This window comes from Povalibacter uvarum, assembly GCF_014202975.1.
Taxonomy (GTDB): domain Bacteria; phylum Pseudomonadota; class Gammaproteobacteria; order Steroidobacterales; family Steroidobacteraceae; genus Steroidobacter; species Steroidobacter uvarum.
This window is the reverse complement of the sequence record NZ_JACHHZ010000004.1, coordinates 465,999-483,588: the sequence shown is the minus strand read 5'-3', so window position 1 is coordinate 483,588 and position 17,590 is coordinate 465,999. Positions and strand designations below refer to the sequence as shown.

General features: G+C 63.8%; 16 protein-coding genes. 9 read left to right on the top strand and 7 right to left on the bottom strand.

Annotated features, from left to right (window positions below; translation table 11 throughout):
- Positions 1 to 57: 57 nt before the first annotated feature.
- From HNQ60_RS18530 to HNQ60_RS18495, 8 genes are all read left to right on the top strand, one after another.
- Positions 58 to 1,344: an L-fuconate dehydratase gene (locus HNQ60_RS18530; protein WP_184334254.1), complete on the top strand. Its 1,287-nt coding sequence runs from the start codon at positions 58 to 60 to the stop codon at positions 1,342 to 1,344.
- The gene (locus tag HNQ60_RS18525) at positions 1,341 to 2,099 is read left to right on the top strand and encodes an SDR family oxidoreductase (protein ID WP_184334253.1); all 759 of its coding nucleotides are present in this window, start codon (positions 1,341 to 1,343) and stop codon (positions 2,097 to 2,099) included. Before HNQ60_RS18530 ends, HNQ60_RS18525 begins: the two co-directional genes overlap by 4 nt.
- Before the next feature lie 121 nt (positions 2,100 to 2,220).
- On the top strand, positions 2,221 to 3,066 hold the full coding sequence (locus tag HNQ60_RS18520) for a fumarylacetoacetate hydrolase family protein (protein WP_184334252.1): 846 nt from the start codon (positions 2,221 to 2,223) through the stop codon (positions 3,064 to 3,066).
- A gap of 5 nt (positions 3,067 to 3,071) precedes the next feature.
- Positions 3,072 to 3,911, top strand: coding sequence for an L-fucono-1,5-lactonase (locus tag HNQ60_RS18515; protein ID WP_221304281.1), 840 nt, complete (start codon positions 3,072 to 3,074; stop codon positions 3,909 to 3,911).
- 13 nt (positions 3,912 to 3,924) lie between these two features.
- Complete coding sequence (locus tag HNQ60_RS18510) at positions 3,925 to 4,701, top strand: SDR family oxidoreductase (RefSeq protein WP_184334250.1); 777 nt, start codon at positions 3,925 to 3,927, stop codon at positions 4,699 to 4,701.
- Entirely contained in the window at positions 4,698 to 5,936 is a 1,239-nt protein-coding gene (locus HNQ60_RS18505) for a sugar MFS transporter (RefSeq protein ID WP_184334249.1), read from the top strand. Before HNQ60_RS18510 ends, HNQ60_RS18505 begins: the two co-directional genes overlap by 4 nt.
- A 117-nt stretch (positions 5,937 to 6,053) precedes the next feature.
- On the top strand, positions 6,054 to 6,959 hold the full coding sequence (locus HNQ60_RS18500) for a cyclase family protein (protein WP_184334248.1): 906 nt from the start codon (positions 6,054 to 6,056) through the stop codon (positions 6,957 to 6,959).
- 305 nt (positions 6,960 to 7,264) lie between these two features.
- Positions 7,265 to 9,211 carry an EAL domain-containing protein gene (locus tag HNQ60_RS18495; RefSeq protein WP_184334247.1) on the top strand — a complete coding sequence of 649 codons (1,947 nt, stop codon included), beginning with the start codon at positions 7,265 to 7,267 and terminating at the stop codon, positions 9,209 to 9,211.
- A gap of 86 nt (positions 9,212 to 9,297) precedes the next feature.
- Here the strand turns inward: HNQ60_RS18495 and HNQ60_RS18490 are convergent, their stop codons facing one another.
- On the bottom strand, positions 9,298 to 10,944 hold the full coding sequence (locus tag HNQ60_RS18490) for a hypothetical protein (protein WP_184334246.1): 1,647 nt from the start codon (positions 10,942 to 10,944) through the stop codon (positions 9,298 to 9,300).
- Positions 10,945 to 11,079: 135 nt separating this feature from the next.
- On the opposite strand from HNQ60_RS18490, the gene ppnP reads away from it, so the two are divergent.
- Entirely contained in the window at positions 11,080 to 11,367 is a 288-nt protein-coding gene (ppnP, locus tag HNQ60_RS18485; RefSeq protein ID WP_184334245.1) for a pyrimidine/purine nucleoside phosphorylase, read from the top strand.
- Positions 11,368 to 11,490: 123 nt separating this feature from the next.
- Here ppnP and ypfJ read toward each other — a convergent pair whose 3' ends face one another.
- From ypfJ to HNQ60_RS18455, 6 genes are all read right to left on the bottom strand, one after another.
- Positions 11,491 to 12,333, bottom strand: coding sequence for a KPN_02809 family neutral zinc metallopeptidase (ypfJ, locus tag HNQ60_RS18480; RefSeq protein WP_184334244.1), 843 nt, complete (start codon positions 12,331 to 12,333; stop codon positions 11,491 to 11,493).
- Positions 12,334 to 12,525: 192 nt separating this feature from the next.
- The gene (locus HNQ60_RS18475; protein WP_221304280.1) at positions 12,526 to 13,668 is read right to left on the bottom strand and encodes a glycosyltransferase; all 1,143 of its coding nucleotides are present in this window, start codon (positions 13,666 to 13,668) and stop codon (positions 12,526 to 12,528) included.
- A 231-nt stretch (positions 13,669 to 13,899) separates the two neighbouring features.
- Positions 13,900 to 15,180: a L,D-transpeptidase family protein gene (locus tag HNQ60_RS18470; protein WP_184334242.1), complete on the bottom strand. Its 1,281-nt coding sequence runs from the start codon at positions 15,178 to 15,180 to the stop codon at positions 13,900 to 13,902.
- Positions 15,181 to 15,406: 226 nt separating this feature from the next.
- Positions 15,407 to 15,898, bottom strand: a complete 492-nt coding sequence (locus tag HNQ60_RS18465) for a TPM domain-containing protein (protein ID WP_184334241.1) — start codon at positions 15,896 to 15,898, stop codon at positions 15,407 to 15,409.
- Between the two features lie 4 nt (positions 15,899 to 15,902).
- Positions 15,903 to 16,829, bottom strand: a complete 927-nt coding sequence (locus tag HNQ60_RS27940; RefSeq protein WP_322096882.1) for a TPM domain-containing protein — start codon at positions 16,827 to 16,829, stop codon at positions 15,903 to 15,905.
- Between the two features lie 8 nt (positions 16,830 to 16,837).
- Complete coding sequence (locus HNQ60_RS18455) at positions 16,838 to 17,467, bottom strand: LemA family protein (protein ID WP_184334240.1); 630 nt, start codon at positions 17,465 to 17,467, stop codon at positions 16,838 to 16,840.
- Positions 17,468 to 17,590 lie beyond the last annotated feature (123 nt).

The following is a 17,590-nucleotide window of genomic DNA, read 5'->3' as shown; positions in this document are numbered from 1 at the left end:
TGAACGGGAGGATCCTCCGTCGCCACTGCGTCGCTCCGTCACACGTCACCGGTTCATATGTCCATCAAGATCACTGGCCTCGACGTCGAGGACATCCGCTTTCCGACGTCGCTGCATCTCGACGGGTCGGACGCGATGAATCCCGATCCGGATTACTCCGCGGCATACGTCATTCTGCGCACGAGTCAACCCGGTCTCGAAGGACACGGCCTCACGTTCACGATCGGTCGCGGCAACGACATCTGCTGCGCGGCGATCCGGGCCATGCAGCACCTCCTGGTGGGCCTCGACCTGCAATGGATCGCGGATGACATGGGCCGCTTCTGGCGCCACGTCACCTCGGACAGTCAGTTGCGCTGGATCGGGCCGGACAAAGGCGCGATTCATCTTGCGACGGGCGCCGTCGTCAACGCAGCGTGGGATCTTTGGGCGAAGTCCGTCGGCAAGCCCGTGTGGCGACTCGTTGCCGACATGGAACCTGAGGAGATCGTGCGCTGCATCGACTTTCGCTATCTCACCGACTGCGTGACGCCTGATGAAGCGCTCCAACTGCTGAAGCAGCGCTCGGCGGGAAAGGAACAGCGCCGCACGCATCTGCTTCAGCACGGCTATCCCTGCTACACGACGTCCGCCGGTTGGCTAGGCTATTCGGATGACAAACTGCGAGCGCTCTGCCAGCAGGCAGTCGATGCCGGCTTCTCGCACATCAAGATGAAAGTCGGCCGGGATCTGGCGGACGATGTCAGGCGTCTGCGCATCGCTCGCGAAGTGCTCGGCCCCGATCGCCACCTGATGATCGATGCGAACCAGATCTGGGAAGTGCCGCAGGCGATCGAGTGGGTGCGCGAGCTCTCCTTCGCGAAGCCCTGGTTCATCGAAGAGCCGACCAGTCCCGACGATGTCGAAGGTCATCGGCGCATCCGCGAATCCATCGCCCCCGTGAAAGTGGCGACGGGCGAAATGTGCCAGAACCGCATCATGTTCAAGCAGTTCATCATGCGCGGAGCGATCGATGTCATCCAGATCGATGCATGCAGGCTCGGCGGCGTCAACGAAGTGCTCGCTGTCATGCTGATGGCCGCGAAATACGACCTGCCCGTGTGCCCGCACGCCGGTGGCGTGGGACTGTGCGAATACGTGCAGCACCTGTCGATGATCGACTACCTCTGCATTGCCGGCACTTCCGCGGGCCGCGTCATCGAATACGTGGATCATCTCCACGAGCATTTCGAAGATCCGTGCGTCGTGCGCAACGCTGCTTACATGCCGCCCAAGGCGCCCGGATTCTCGATCGCGATGAAACTGCAATCACGGCAGCGCTACCGTTTTGGCGGTGCGCCATGAGACTCGCCGGCAAGCGCGCACTCGTCACCGCCGCGGGACAGGGAATTGGTCGCGCGGTAGCGCAAGCGTTTGCACGCGAAGGCGCACAAGTGCTGGCAACCGATATCAATGCGGATTCGCTCACCGATCTCGCGGGAGATCGACTGAGCACTCGTGTTCTGGATGTCACCGATCCTCGTGCCTTGCAGGCCGTGGCGGGCGACCATGCTGAGCCCGGTTCCGCTTTCAACGTTCTCTTCAATTGCGCAGGCATCGTTCACGCCGGCACCCTGCTCGACTGCACGAACGAGCAACTCGACGCCGCATGGCGACTCAACGTCGGCGGCATGTTCAACGTCTGCCGGGCGCTGCTGCCCGCAATGATCGCGGCAGGCGGCGGCTCGATCATCAACATCTCCTCGATCGCATCGAGCCTGAAAGCCGTGCCCAATCGATTTGCCTACAGCACGACGAAAGCCGCCGTCATCGGCTTCACGAAATCCGTCGCGATGGACTTCATCGGCAAGGGCGTGCGCTGCAACGCGATCTGCCCGGGCACCGTCGAGACGCCTTCGCTGCTGGATCGCATCGCCACACAGGCACGCGCACAGCAGGTCGATGTCGACGACGTGCACGAACAGTTCGTCGCTCGCCAGCCGATGGGCCGACTCGGAACGCCAGCGGAGATCGCTGCACTTGCGGTCTACCTCGCCAGCGATGAGTCAGCGTTCACAACCGGCGCCGTGCACGTCATCGATGGCGGTTGGTGTAACTGAAGAAGTGAATGGCGGTTAGCGGCTGGCGGTTAGCGGGATCCAAGAACGGGACTCCGCTCGCGACGACCTCCGTGATCTCCGTGGACTCCGTGTGAAACTCTGCTGATTCGGATCTGAACACATGAAATTGCTGCGCTATGGCCCCCAGGGGCAGGAACAACCCGGGCTGCTCGATCGCGATGGAAATGTTCGCGATCTGTCATCAGTGGTCGACGACATCGCTGGCTCCACGTTGCTGCCGGCAGGGCTCGATCGACTGCGCGCGCTCGACGTCGGCAAGCTGCCGATCGTTGCACCGGGCTCGCGTCTTGGCGCCTGCGTCGGCCGCATCGGCAAGTTCGTCTGTATCGGCCTCAACTATTCGGATCACGCGGCGGAGTCGAGTATGACGCCACCCGCCGAGCCCGTGATCTTCAACAAGTGGACGAGTGCGGTCGTCGGTCCGAACGACGATGTCGAGATCCCGCGCAACTCGCTGAAGACCGACTGGGAAGTCGAGCTCGGTGTCGTCATCGGCAAGCCCGGCCGCTATATCGACGAGTCCGCCGCGCTGGATCACGTAGCGGGCTACTGTGTGATCAACGACGTCTCGGAACGCGAATTCCAGCTGGAGCGCGGCGGCCAGTGGGACAAGGGCAAGGGCTGCGACACCTTCGGTCCGACGGGTCCCTGGCTCGTGACCGCGGACGAGATTCCGGATCCCCACTCGCTGGGCCTCTGGCTCGAAGTCGACGGCCGCCGATACCAGAACGGCAGCACGTCGAACATGATCTTCCGAATTCCATTCATCGTCGCGTATCTCAGCCGCTTCATGAGTCTGCAGGCAGGGGATGTCATTTCGACGGGCACCCCGGCGGGTGTCGGCCTGGGTCAGAAGCCGCCGGTCTACCTTCGCGCCGGCAACGTGATTCGCCTCGGCATCGACGGGCTCGGCGAACAGCGCCAGGTCTGTCGCAGCGCGTCGTAGCGATGATGAAAATCGACGCGCATCAGCACTTCTGGCGCTACGACGCCGCGGCTTATCCGTGGATGAGCGCCGATATGCAGGTATTGAAGCGCGACTGGCTTCCGGACGATCTCAGGCCGCTGCTCGAAGTCCAGCGCATCGACGCTTGTATCGCCGTTCAAGCGCGGGCGAGCGAAGCGGAAACGGACTTTCTTCTGATGCTGGCCACGCAGTATCCGTGGATCGCCGGCGTCGTGGGCTGGATCGATCTACGGGCAGGCGACATCGAGCATCGACTCGCTCGCTGGCTCGAAGCACCGGCGCTCGCCGGCTTCCGCCACCAGATCCAGGATGAAGCCGACGTCGCGGCGTTCGTGGGCGATGCGCGATTCCGCCGGGGCCTGCGTCTCCTGCAACGCCAGCAGCTCACGTACGACATCCTCGTCTTCGCGCATCAGATCGAAGCCATCGTTCCCCTGTGTCGCGATATGGATCAGCACTGGCTCGTTCTCGACCATCTCGGCAAGCCGCGCGTTCGCGCACGCGACCACGACGAATGGCGTCGCGCAGTCACCCCGCTGGCCGCGATGCCCCACGTGTTGTGCAAGGTTTCGGGTCTCGTGACGGAAGCAATGGATGCGGCCGGCGAACTGCACTCGGATGACCTCCGGCAATACCTCGACACCGCCCTCGAACTGTTCGGCCCATCGCGACTGATGTTCGGGTCTGATTGGCCCGTCTGCCTGCTCGCCACTTCGTACGCACGCACGGCCGCGCTCATCGAGAGCTGGTCGGCCCGATTGGCGCGCGCCGAGCGCGACGCGCTCTGGTGCGGAACAGCGCAACGCGCTTATTCGATCGGCTGATGGAGAACGATCCATGGATCTCAAGCTGAAGGATCGCGTCGTCATCGTCACAGGCGGAGCAGCCGGCATCGGCGGCGCGATCAGCTTGCTGCTTGCCGAGGAAGGCGCCATCCCGGTCATCCTCGGCCGCAGTCCGATGCGACCCGAGTTCGAGCAGCAACTGCGCTCGCGTCAATCGCGTTCACTGTTCGTACAGATGGATCTGCGGGACGAAGCCGACTGCGCTGCCGCCGTCCGCAAGGCCATCGATACCTTCGGCGGCATCGACGGCCTCGTGAACAACGCCGGTACGAACGATGGCGTCTCCCTGTCCGCGGGGCGTGAAGCCTTTCTCGCTTCGCTCGAACAGAATCTCGTCCACTACTACGTCATGGCTCATCACTGCGTGCCTCATCTGACGGCGAGCCGCGGCGCCATCGTCAACATCTCTTCGAAGACAGCGCTCACAGGCCAGGGCGACACGAGCGGCTATTGCGCGGCGAAGGGCGCGCAACTCTCACTTACACGTGAATGGGCAGCATCGCTCGCGAAGGATGGCGTCCGCGTGAATGCAGTGCTTCCGGCGGAAGTGATGACACCGCTCTATCGATCCTGGCTCGACGGCTTCGAGGACCCCGAGAAGAAGCTCGAGCAGATCGTGCGAAGAATCCCGCTCGGTGCCCGCATGACCCGCGCCGAAGAAATCGCGGACATGACCGTCTTCCTCCTCTCCGAGCGCGCCAGCCACATGACGGGACAGTGGGTGGTCGTGGATGGAGGGTATGTGCACCTGGATAGAGCGATGACATGAACACAACTACAACTACAGCCACTCTCCCCGCCCACGCCTCTTCCTATCGCCTGGCTTTCATCCTCGTCACGAGCCTCTTCTTCATGTGGGGGCTGTCGTACGGGCTGCTCGATGTATTGAACAAGCACTTCCAGGAGACACTCGGCATTACGCGGGCGCGATCCGCGTGGCTGCAGGGCGCTTACTTCGGCGCGTATTTCCTGATGGCAATGCCGGCGGCCGGCGTGATCGGCCGCTGGGGATACAAGGCGACCATTCTCTGCGGCCTGTGCCTGTTCGCTACCGGAGCCCTGCTCGTGATCCCGTCGACGCTCGTTGCCAGCTTCCCGTTCTTTCTGGGTGCGATGTTCATCATTGCGAGCGGCCTGGCTTTTCTCGAGACGGCGGCGAATCCGTACGTCACGCTGCTGGGCCAGTCCGATCGCTCCGAGGCTCGCCTCAATCTTTCGCAATCGTTCAACGGGCTCGGGCAATTCGTCGCGCCGTTGATTGCCGCGTCCATGTTGTTCTCGTCGACCGATGCGGCGGCGGATCACGCACCCGTAAGAACCATCTACGCAGTCATCGCGGGTATCGTGCTTCTCCTCGCCGTCCTCACCTGGCGCACGGACATGCCGGACGGAGCCGCCGTCGGCAACGTTGAGGATGATTCGCGCGGCCCCGACTCACCGTCGTTGTGGTCGAGGCCGCGATTCGCGTGGGGTGTCGTCGCGCAATTCTTCTATGTCGCCGCGCAGGTCTGCATCGGCGCGTTCTTCATCAACTACGTCACTGAGCAGCATGCCCAGGTCGGTTCAGCGGACGCGACGCGATTGCTGTCGGTCGGCATGCTGTGTTTCCTGGTCGGCCGCTTCGCCGGAACAGCGCTCATGACACGCATCGCGCCACAGCGGGTGCTGCTGACCTACGCAGTGATCAACATCGGCCTGACGGCGATCGTCGTCGCATCGCTCGGCACCGCGTCGGTGATCGCGCTGATCGCGCTTTTCTTCTTCATGTCGATCATGTTCCCCACGATCTTCGCGCTGGCGGTGAAGGATCTCGGATCGCAGACGAAGCGAGGCTCGTCGTACCTCATCATGTCGATCGTGGGGGGCGCGATCGTCCCGTACCTGATGGGACGGGTCGCCGACGCCGAAGGAATGGGTACGGCGTTTCTGATTCCGCTCGCCTGCTTCGGCGTCGTCGTGGTTTACGCCTGGAAAGTCGGCCACTTGCGCGCATCCGCGACCTGATCGCGGTCATTGCCGAATTCGTCCGGTTTCCGTCCGCGGTAGCCGGGCGCACACTGCTAGTGTGCACGTGAATCGGTGGCCAACCGGCCGCCGCGATATCCAGCAGCGGAGCAAGTCATGACGGAGCCATCATCCACGCAGCGACGCGTGCAGTTCGACTTCGACGTCGAATTTCTCAACGGCGGCGGACTGCAGGGACAGGGATTCCGTCTCGATATCGACGGTGATGACATCGACGATCGCGCCCTCGCCGACTATCTCGTACGCGACTTGCGGCTGCTGATGGTCGGCCGCGTCGGCATCCTCAACAAGAAGATTCTCGTCGAGCCGCACAAGCGATCCGCCGCACGGGCGGACGACGGTGACGCCGAACGTCGCATCGATCTCAGTCACACGATCGAGGACGGCATGATCACGTACAAAGGTCTGCCGGCACCGCTGATCTGCGATCACCTGAGCCGTGCCGATTCGCGTGCGCTGTACGCGGAAGGGACCGAGTTCCAGATCGGCCGGATCACGATGGTGTCCAACACCGGTACGTACCTCGATACGCCTTTTCACCGGTTCGCGGACGGCAGCGATCTCTCGGCAATGAATCTCGATGTGCTCGCCGGGCTGGACGCCGTGCTGGTCCGGGTCACGGGCATGGCGGGACGCTCGATTCCGCGCGAAGCATTCACTTCACTCGATGTACGCGGCCGGGCCGTGCTCGTTCACACAGGCTGGGATGCGCACTGGCGAACCGATCAGTACTTCGAGGGCCATCCGTTCCTGACGGAGGACGCGGCAAACTGGCTCAAAAACCAGGGCGCGCAGCTGGTCGGCATCGACTCCTACAACATCGACGACACCGGGGACCGTCGCCGGCCCGTGCATACCAGCCTGCTGGGCGCGGGCATTCCGATCGTCGAACACCTGTGCGGACTCGGGCAGCTTCCCGCCAGCGGTTTCCGCTTCTCGGCCGTGCCGCCGAAGATCAAAGGAATGGGCACATTCCCGGTCCGGGCCTTCGCGACCTTCTGACCCGGGGAGGCTTGAGGCATGAGCCGTGAGGCGTGAGCCAGAGGGGTCGGAATCGGATGTCTCCGGGGACAATCCTGGCCGGTCTCGCGATTATGACAAGCGAATACCGGAGCGTGGCGAGCCCGGCGCCTTCTGGCTCAGCGTGTCGTCGGGGAAAACCGGCATAGGCGCCGGCATGCGCAGGCTCGAGTGTCGAACTCCCATACACGATGACCAAAACCCCCCGGCCGGCGTCGCCGTAACCCGACTCATTGGAATATCGAATTGCCCGCGCCTGCGGCTATGATGGCCACGGGAGGATGGGTATGTCTTCTGTTCTCAAAACCCCGGCCGGCAGTGCCGGCATCAGCGAACTGCCTTTCGCGAGCTACGCGCAGATCATCCGCATGCTCGTGCCTCCGGCTGAGCGCATCAGTTTCTACGACGTGCGCGGCAACGCCCTCTGGATCAACGACGGCGTCGACGAGCCCGAATTCCGGATGCACGTCGAGCTCGTGATCGCGCGCGCCCGGCAATCCACGGCGCCGCACGGCCCGACGCTTGCGTTCGATCACGACGACTCCGCTCACGTCTTCCCCGTTCGCAACAATGCCGGCGCGGTCGTGGGCGCAGTCGGGATCGCCTGCCGCAATCTGGCAAACGGCGCCCGCTATCGAAGTGCCGAAGCGGTCGAACGCATCATCGCGCCGGTCATGAACATCCTCGGCCATGCCTGGCCGGTCACTGCCGAATCGGCACCGATGGCCAGCGCTCCGCGCGAAGCCGCGGGCACACGGCAGGCCGCCGTCGCTGCATCCCAGCTCCAGGCGTCGATGCCTGTTCCGGCCCTCCTGCGCAAGACACTGTCGGTCGCGACGGACCTGATCGATTGCGCATTCGGCGGCGTGATCCTGCCGGATCGGCCGTTCACGCTGAGCCTCGGTGTAAGCCCCGATGAATCCGATCTCGCCATTACGGCCGCGATCGACAACGTCCGCGAACACGTCCTGAAGTGGATGAAGGTGCGCAACGAGCCGCTGGTCGCCAACAGCGCCGGCCGGGGCCAGCTGCCGCACAAGCTGCTCGTCGTTCCGCTTCGCGATGCGTCGAAGCGCCCTGTTGCTCTGCTGATGCTGTTCCGTAGCGCCAAGGCGCGTGACTTCGCGGGTGTGGATGTCGACGAGCTGACTCAGCTTGCGGCACGAATTCCGACCGAGGCATTGGCTGCGCTTGCGCCGCCGGAGCCGCCGGTCATCGCCTCCGTCGTGAAGTTGCCGCCGGCAGCGCCGGCGGTCGCAGCTCCTCCGGTTGTCAAACCTCAGGCGGCACCCGTTGCGAAGCCGCAGGTGGCACAGAAGCCCGCCGTTCCGTTGCCTCCGGCAAGACCCAGCGTTGCCGCTCAACCGGCAGCCATGGCGCCGAAGCCTGCCCCTGCTCCGGTAAAGCCAGCAGCCCCGCGCGTGACCGTCGCCGATGCGCCCCGAATCGTCGTTCCGACGACGGCGTCGGCAGCAACGAACACCATCAGCATGGACGAGCGCGTGCGCTCGGCGCTTCGCGAAGGGTCGTTCGATCTGTACGCGCAAAGAATCGCCCCGATGGGCAACACTCCGGAATCGCCGCGTTTCGAAGTGCTCGTGCGCATGCGCGATGCCGGCAAGTTGCACGGACCCACGAGCTTCTTTGCCGCCGCTGAATCCAGCCGGTTGCTGCCCGATCTCGATTGCTGGGTAATCGGCGAGCTCCTGCGCACGCTGCGCAAGCGCGCCGTCACGGTCCGCGCATCGTCGCTCGAGTTTTCGATCAACCTCGCCGGCCAGTCGCTCGCGACCGATCAGTTCGCCGAATTCATCGTGGCCGAAGTCTGCCGCACGGCCATCCCGGCCGGCCTCCTGGTCTTCGAGATCTCCGAACGCACCGCGCTCGAACACGAAGACGAGATGGGCCTGCTGTCCGCCCGCCTGCGCGACGTCGGCTGTCGCATCGCCCTCGACAATTGCCGCTCCGGACTGGGAACGCTCGATCCCGCGAATCGCTGGCCTGTCAGCCGCGTGAAGATCGACGGCTCGCTGATCCGCAACATCGGCGTGAGCTCACGTTCGGAATCGCAAGTGCGCGCAGTCGCACAGCTCGCCGCGGATCGCGGCATCGAAACCGTTGCGGAGTGCGTGGAGAACGAAAGAATCCACGAGAAGCTGCTGAACATGGGCATCGATTTCGCCCAGGGCTTCCATTTCGCGAAGCCGCAGCCGCTGTCGACTCTGTTCGGATAACGCGTCACTCCCGCGAAAGCGGGAGTCCATCTGGAAATCCTGCCGTCAGAATGGATTCCCGCTTTCGCGGGCAATGACGGCAGTCCCTAGCCTGCCAGCATCCGCAGGAAATCCCGATCCTGATCGATCCGGATCGTGACTTCGCGCTCCAGATCGTCCGCCACCAGCAGCGAAGCTTCGAGTCGATTGACGACGATCGGACGGGCCGTGCTGGTCTGCGCGGTGTGGGTGATCATGAAGCTGTGGAAGCCGCCGGCCTGGCTCGTGGCGAACTGAACGAGGATGTTCAGCACACCCGGGCCTTCATGCGGATCGTTGATGCGCTCATCGCAGATCACCAGATAGGCGTCATCCCCGACCACTGTATTGAAGGCACCCGCTTTGCGCAGCTCGGCGAAGAAGACCAGGATTTCCTGCGTCACGCGTTGCTGTGTGGGTGCCTCGTGGGGCCGAACCACGGCCCAGCGCGTGCCGCGCTCGATGGCACTCAGGACGAACTGAGCGAAACGCCTCAGTGCCAGCTGCGACCAGTCCGACGATGCGCTTGCGCCGCAGGCAAGTGTGCGCAAGGGCGCCCTGTCACGTTCGGTGCTCCGCACCGTCTGCAGCACGTTGATACCGACCTGCGCGAGCCGCCAGCGCTCGGAGGCAGGAATCTCCCGGGACAAGCGCACGCCCGCACGAAGCAACGCCTCGGGCTCTGGAGTCACGGGAACCATCACGGCAGGATCGTCGACTCGCGCAAGAATGCCCGCGACGGCGCCGCCGTTCGCGAATGTTTCGACGCGACCGCGCAGCCGATCCATCGCACTCACCCGCGGATAGAACATCACCGCGGTGTCGTTGTAGAAACTCAGATCCTTCACACCCTGCAGGGCGGCGGTCGACGTTTCCCAGCTCACCGGCGGATCGACGATGAGGATCGAGTGATGCTCGCGACAGAATCGCGCGGCTACGAGGAGCGTGCTCGCTCCGACTTCGGTCGAGCGCGAGAGCGGCGGTACATAGACGAATGCAACGTCCTCGACTCCGGTCAGTGCGAACAGGCCCGTGTGACGCGTAGCTGAGCCGATGATGTCGTAGTCAGTCAGCGGCCGGCCGTCGTCGCCGTCCGGATTCGAGCTGACGTAGCCGACCGGCAGGTTCGTGCCGGGCATGAGCGTCGCATTGGGACGCGTCATCGGCACCTGGCCGCGCACGGTCACCAGCGTCGAGTTGCGCAGTACCGTGCCGACGAATCGATCGGACAGCGGATCGGCGCAGACACCGCGAAAGCTCTCCTGCTCCTCGATCCGTTCGGACCCGGGAGCACGCACCCGCTGCACGACCAGATTGAAGCTCTTCGTGTCGCCGGCCTCGATGTGATCGTAGTCGACCGACGCACGCAGAAATTCCCTGGTCCCGGGCGCACGCGCCTCGAGCACGAGGTTCTCACGCTCGCAACGAAGTGAAACGGTGGCAGGAGCAGCCGCATTCACGACGCGCACGATGACGGCAGCGCGTCCGCCCTGCTCGAAGAAGTGTTCGACTGCGTACGAAAGCGGACTGGGTTGCCACAGGCCGCCGAACAGGCGCTGGAAATCAGCGAAGCTGCGGACGATCAGCGGCGTGTTGATCGGACCGCGCAGCGTGCGGCCGACAAAAGCGGTGAGGTATGCGCGGTTGCGGGCAATCGATTGCTCCGCGTGCTGCGACTCCGAACTACGGATACCTTCGAGCGAATGCTCGGGCACCGAACCTCCCATTCATTGTTTGTCGCTAAATTAGCACAGTTGATGCGAGGTGATGAAGTGTGCAACGCATCCGCTAGACTCGCGTTGAGCAATTCACCGTGTCGATTTCCTTTACTGCTCACCACAAGAGAAGCCATGCTGAAACACAACACCTACTTCGACGGCCGCGTGCAGAGCGTCGGATTCGAACGCAATGGATTGAAGGCGACCGTCGGCGTCATCGAGCCCGGCGAATATCACTTCGGCACGGGCGCCGCGGAGCGAATGACCGTGACGAGCGGTCAGCTGAAGGTAAAGCAGGCCGGCGGCAACGACTGGGTGACGTACCCGCAGGGAACGAGCTTCGAGGTCGCAGCGAACAGCGGGTTTGATGTGCAGGCGGTGGGCGGGCCGGCAGCCTATCTGTGTGAGTTCCTGGGATAAGAGAACGGACGAAGAAGGTTCACATGGAGTTCACGCAGAGCACGGAGATCGTCAGAACGGATACCAGCTCCTTCTCCGTGTTCTCCGTGAACTCCGTGTGAAATCCGACTCCGGCTCTGGATCTCAAAGGCTCCTCGTCGCAAACGTGTCGCACTGCTGCACCGACCCCGTCTCATATCCTCGCTTGAACCAGCGCACGCGCTGTTCCGAAGTGCCATGAGTGAAGGATTCCGGCGGAGCGCGACCCTGAGTGAGACGATCGTCGCCGATGGCGCTGGCGGCGTTGAGACCTTCTTCGATGTCGCCGGCTTCGAGGAGCTGGCGCGATTCGTTGGCGTTGTGCGCCCAGATGCCGGCGAAGCAATCCGCCTGCAGCTCCTGCCTCACTGAGAGCGCGTTCGCTTCTGCTTCGCTCGCACGCTGACGCGCGGCCATGTTGCGCTCCGAGATGCCGAGGAGCGTCTGCACATGGTGGCCGACCTCGTGGGCGATCACATAGCCCTGCGCGAAGTCACCGGGTGCGCCGAAGCGGCTGCGCAGGTCCTGATAGAACGTGAGGTCGATGTAGACCTTATGGTCGCCGGGGCAATAGAACGGACCGACCGCGGACTGCGCGAAGCCACAGGCTGTTTCCACACCTTCAGAAAAGAGCACCAGCTTGGGATGCTCGTAGGTCTGACCGTTGGCCTGAAAGATCGCGTCCCAGGTGTCCTCGGTATCGGCGAGGACTTTCGATACCAGCACGCGGGCCTCGGCCTCTTCCTGCGTCTCCTGATAAGGCACCTGCTCCTGTTGAACAGGCCCCTGGTTCTGCACTCCCTGCAGCACGACCGACGGATCCTGGCCGAAGTACATGGCAACGAGCGCCAGCACGATCGTTCCGAGACCGATGCCACCCGCGCGCCCGTAGCGAATGCCGCGACGATCTTCGACGTTGCCGCTCTCGCGCCGATTTTCGAGACGCATCTGTAGGCTCTCCCCTGGAAGGTTTCGCGGATCGCGAGGTGTGCGCCGATTATTTGCCCAACCCTCCGGCGGCGTCGAGCAGGGTCGACGCGCGATCTTCCGCAGTTGCAGTAAACGGCAGAAAACACTGTGACCGGGGAAAGAATCCGCGAACCGAGGGCCCGGTTCCTCTGGCTCAGCTCCCGGGTGGGCTCAGGTCTCGAGTCGCAGACCGCGAGACTCGATCGCCCTGTCCGCGACCTCCTGGTAGAAGCCCGCCATCTTCGTGGCCATTGCCTCCGCCGACCAGGTTGCCGCGTAGGCGCGAGCCTCGCTCGACATCGCAATCCGGGCCTGGGGATCGGCTAGCAATTTCAGGACGAGCTGCGCGAAGCCTTCCTCGTCATCCGGCGCCCGGCGGGCACCGCGCTCGGGACGCACGATGTCGGCAGTCCCCATGTGCGCCGTGGATACGACTGGAACGCCGAGCGCCATCGCTTCGAGCAGCACGAGCCCCTGCGTTTCCGTCTTCGACGAGAACACGAAGAGGTCGCCGGCGCGATAGCAATCGAGCAGGGCCGAATCACGGGCGAGATAACCGACGAAGCGAACGTATTTCGTCAGGCGCAACGATTCGACGTACGCCTTGCAATGCGGGAGCGCGGGACCTTCGCCCGCGACGATCATCATGGCCTCGGGCCGCTGATCGACGACCTTGCGGAACATCCGGAACAGGAAATCGATGTTCTTCTCGTGCGCCACCCGACCCACGTGAACGAGCACCGGGCGATCAGGTTCGATCCCGATCTGGGCACGGAATTTCTGGCCGTCACCGCCCGCGAACCGCTCCATCTCCATGCCCGTCGGAATGATCTGCATCGGACAGCGCACGCCGTAGTCCACGAGTGCGTCCTGCATCGCGCGCGACGGCACCACGAGCGCATCCAGCGCATTGCATTGAGAGGAAGTGAAACGCCGCGCGACGAACCGCATCACTGCCCGGGGCATGAGCGGCACGTAGTGATGCAGATACTCTTCAAAGTACGTGTGATAGGTCTCGACAACCGGAATGCCGAGCTCTCGCGCGATGCTCACGCCCTGGTAGTGGGCGATGAACGGCGTCTGCACGTGCACGAGATCGAAGTTGCGGCGTGCGAGTCCGGGCCGCAGCTTGCGAATGAAGCTGGTCCGCATTGCACGATCTTCGGGGTCGCGGGGCAGGTAGCGGGAAGGAATGCGGATGATCTCGCCTTCCTCGCGGCCGCTCCATTCGACCGGATACTCAGGCGCAATCAGGACGGTTTCGTGTCCCGCCGCATGCAGCCCCCGGCGGAACGTCTGGAGCGACGTCGACACGCCATTGATCCGGGGAAAATAGACATCCGAAATCATCAGCACGCGCATTGGGCAGCCCAGCAGCTTCCTTGCGGCGGCAGCGTAAGCGGCTCAGATGACGAGTGAATGACAGGGGAGAAGACGTTTCACACGGAGCTCACGGAGTACACGGAGACAAAGCAATCCTTCGGAGAAGGCTGCCTTTTTACTCCGTGATCTCCGTGAACTCCGTGTGAAATCTCTTTCCTCTCTTCAGGTCGAGCCGGCTGCAACCGGCGCGGCGCTGCGCTTGCCGCGAGAGGTCGGGCCGGAACTGCGCGGAGCAGCCTCTTCGGCGGGCTTCGCTGCGCTCTTGGTCGGCGCTGCCGTGGAGCCGGATGACTTCTTTGCGGCCGGTTTCGCCTTCGGAATAATCGTTCCGGAGCGGGCGGCATCGAACTCCGCGGCTGTCACGAGCAATTCATCCTTGCCGTTCCAGTTCGCTCCCTCGGGCACCCTGTTTTCGACGTGACGCGCCGACGCGATGTACTGCTCGAGCGTGAGGCTCGGCACCGGCTGCGGCGGAGGCTGCTTCTTGCGGCTCTTCTGCGTGTTCGCATCCGCACGCACGGCGTTGCGGGACACAGGCATTGCGATACCGCGCGAATCTTCGGCCAGCTTGTTCACCAGCTCCAGATCCAGCGAGACGTTGTGCTGAGTGACGCTCTGCCACATCCGATCGGAGATGGCGGCGTTCAGCAGCGCATCGGCACCCTTCGGATGCTCGCGCTGATCGTCTTCCGCGACCGGGAATGCCTGCACGTAGAGCGCGCCACGATGCCAGCCGAAGACGAACGGCTGATTCACCACCGTCACCTTGGTGCCCACGGGCACGGCGTCATAGAGCTGCGCGATGTCTTCCGGATAAAAGCGGATGCAACCATGGCTGGACCGCATGCCGACGCCGTAGGGCTTGTTGGTTCCGTGCACGAGATAGCTCGGCCAGCCGAGCGTCATCATGTGCGCGCCGAGCGGATTGTCCGGGCCCGGCGGGACTTTCGCCGGTAGCGGATCACCGGCTTCGCGATGCTCCTTGCGAACCGATGCCGGCGGAAACCACGTCGGGTCCTTGCGCTTGCCTGTGACCTTGGTGACGCCCTCGGGCGTCGACCAGCCGACCTTGCCCACGCCGATCGGATGAGTTAGCACAGTCTGCGGCTCACCTTCCTTGACCTTCGGGAAGTAGTACACGCGAAGCTGCGCGAGGTTGATCACTAGTCCTTCGCGCGGCGCATCGGGCAGCACGAACTGCGTGGGCACCACGACTTCGCGGCCGACGCCGGGCACCCAGGGATCGATGCCCGGGTTCGCGCGGACCATTTCCTCATAGCCCACGTTGAAGCGACGGGCGATGTCGGAAAACGTGTCTTCGCCCTCGACCTTCGTGACCTGGAGCTGACCGATCACATCGTCATCGGGCTGCAGCTGGAATTCGTGGGTCGCCACCGGCTCGAGGATCTGCGGCGGGGGCGGCGGAGCGGGTTCCGCGGCCACAGGCTCGGGCTTGGATTGAAATGCCTGGCAACCGGCGAGCAGAAGGCCAAGAGACAGTGCGGCACCGAGTCGGGCAACGCTGCCGGCCCCGGTAGAAACAGTCGGACGCGGATTCATGGAGTGAGTTTTACCAAATGACGTAGGTGGACGCGACCCGCAATTGACCTTCAAGAAAGATGAGGCGGCCACGCTGTCGGCAATGACCAACAGCACCGCTTTGCGAAAGTCACAGCAAAACGGGCCGATTCGGCAACTCGTTGCGATCCGCCGCCGGAAAATGCCGCGCGATCAGCTGACCGACGGCCCGGATGCCTTCCACAGCGGCCTGCTGCGGTGCGCCCGAGGCGAACAGCGATTCCATGCGATGACAGATTTCGCCCCATTCCTGTTCCGCGACCGTGGTTCGGAACCCGCGATCCGCAACGATTTCGACGTCGTGATCGGCCCACAACACATAGATCAGCACGCCGTTGTTGAGTTCGGTGTCCCAGACGCCTAGATGCGCAAAAGCTTCGATGGCCCGCGCCCGCGGCGATACGTCGCGCCATAACTCGCCAAAGCTCAGATTGTTCTCGACGGCGAAGCGGATTTCGCCGCCATGCTGGCTTTCCGTCTCGCGGATCGCATTCTCGATCGCCGCGAGCGCCTGCGGATTGAAGGCACGCCGCAGACCGAAGCCGGTCGTGGCCAGATGCCGGGATGCACGTGCGAACTTCATCTCTCTACCACCGACCCGAAGCGCCGCCGCCGCCGAAGCCGCCACCACCGCCGCTCCAGCCGCCGCCGCCGCCAAAACCACCGCCACCGCCGAAACCGCCGCCCCAGCCGCCGCCGTATCCGCCGCGGCGCCGGTTGCTCCAGCCGCTGCCTCCGAATCCGCCGCCGCCCAGCAACGTGAAGATGAAGGCGATGACGCCGGCGCCGATTCCCACACCGATCACCTTCGTGAGTGCCCAGGCAATGGTGCCCGCCAGGCCACCGACCACCGTGGCGCCGCCGAAGCCGCCGAGCATGCGCCGGAGAATCCCGCCGCCGACGATCACGAGCATGAACAGGACCGGAAAGATCTGTCCGATCCCTTCGACCGACGGCTGCGACTGGCGTTCCGGCTCTGGCAGCGGCTCGCCTTCGACGACGGCAATGATCCGCTCGATGCCCTCGGCGATGCCGCCCGCGAAATCGCCCTGGCGAAATCGCGGGACGATCACTTGCTGCACGATGCGGTTCGCGATCACATCCGGCAATGCACCTTCGAGCCCGTAGCCCACTTCGATCCGCACCGCCCGGTCGTCCTTGGCGACGAGCAGCAGCACGCCGTCTTCGACATCGCGCCGGCCAAGCTTCCAGTCATCGACGACACGGATGGAATACTGCTCGATGCTCTCGGGCTGCGTCGTCGGCACGATGAGCACCGAGATCTGGCTGCCCTTGCGATCGCGGAAATCCCGGATCGTCCGGTCGAGAGAGGCGATCTGCTGCGGCGTGAGCGTCTGCGTCTGATCCATCACCGGCGCAGTGAGCCGGGGGACCGGCACCTGGGCCAAAGCCAGCGCGGAGGCGAAGGCAAGCAATGGGAGAAGGATCGAGCGAAGCGCAGCCGCTCCCCGCGTCGCCCTGGAGGCGCAGACCGGACCGAGGGGACTGGTCACGAGTTCGATCAGCCCGTCGATTCGACCCGCGGCGGTGTCGTGGTCGGCTGCGTTCCGAAATCGACGCTCGGCGGACGGGAAATTTCCGCTTCGTTCTCGACGGAGAAGTTCGGTTTCACCTTGTGACCGAACATCTTCGCGGTGAGATTCGTGGGGAACTGCCGCACGGTCGTGTTGTACGTCTGCACGCTGTCGATGTAGCGCTTGCGGGCAACGGCAATCCGGTTCTCCGTGCCTTCGAGCTGCGCACGCAGATCATCGAAACCGGAAATCGACTTGAGCTCGGGGTAGCGCTCCACGACGACCATCAGGCGCGACAACGCTGAGCTCAATTCGCCCTGCGCTGCCTGCCACTGCTGGAAAGCGGCGGGATTGTTGATCAGCTCGGGCGTCGCCTGGATCGACGTCGCTTTCGCACGCGCGTTGACGACGCTCTCGAGGATGTCTTTCTCCGCCTGCACGGCGCCCTTCACCGTGTTCACGAGATTGGGGACCAGGTCGGCGCGACGCTGATACTGGTTCAGTACCTCGGACCACGCGGATTTCACCTGCTCGTCCTGCGACTGCAGCGTGTTGTACCCACAGCCAGTAAACAGCGACGCCAGCAGGAGCACGGCGACGACTCGGATGGCTTGCATGGAAGGACCCTTCTTTGTGCCCGCGGAGAGTGCCCGATATAGGGGAAGCAATTCGCGGATACAAGGCGGAGTTCCCGCTGGGCGAGCGCCTTCGGACTGAACGTTCCGCTCCTGCTGTGGGTC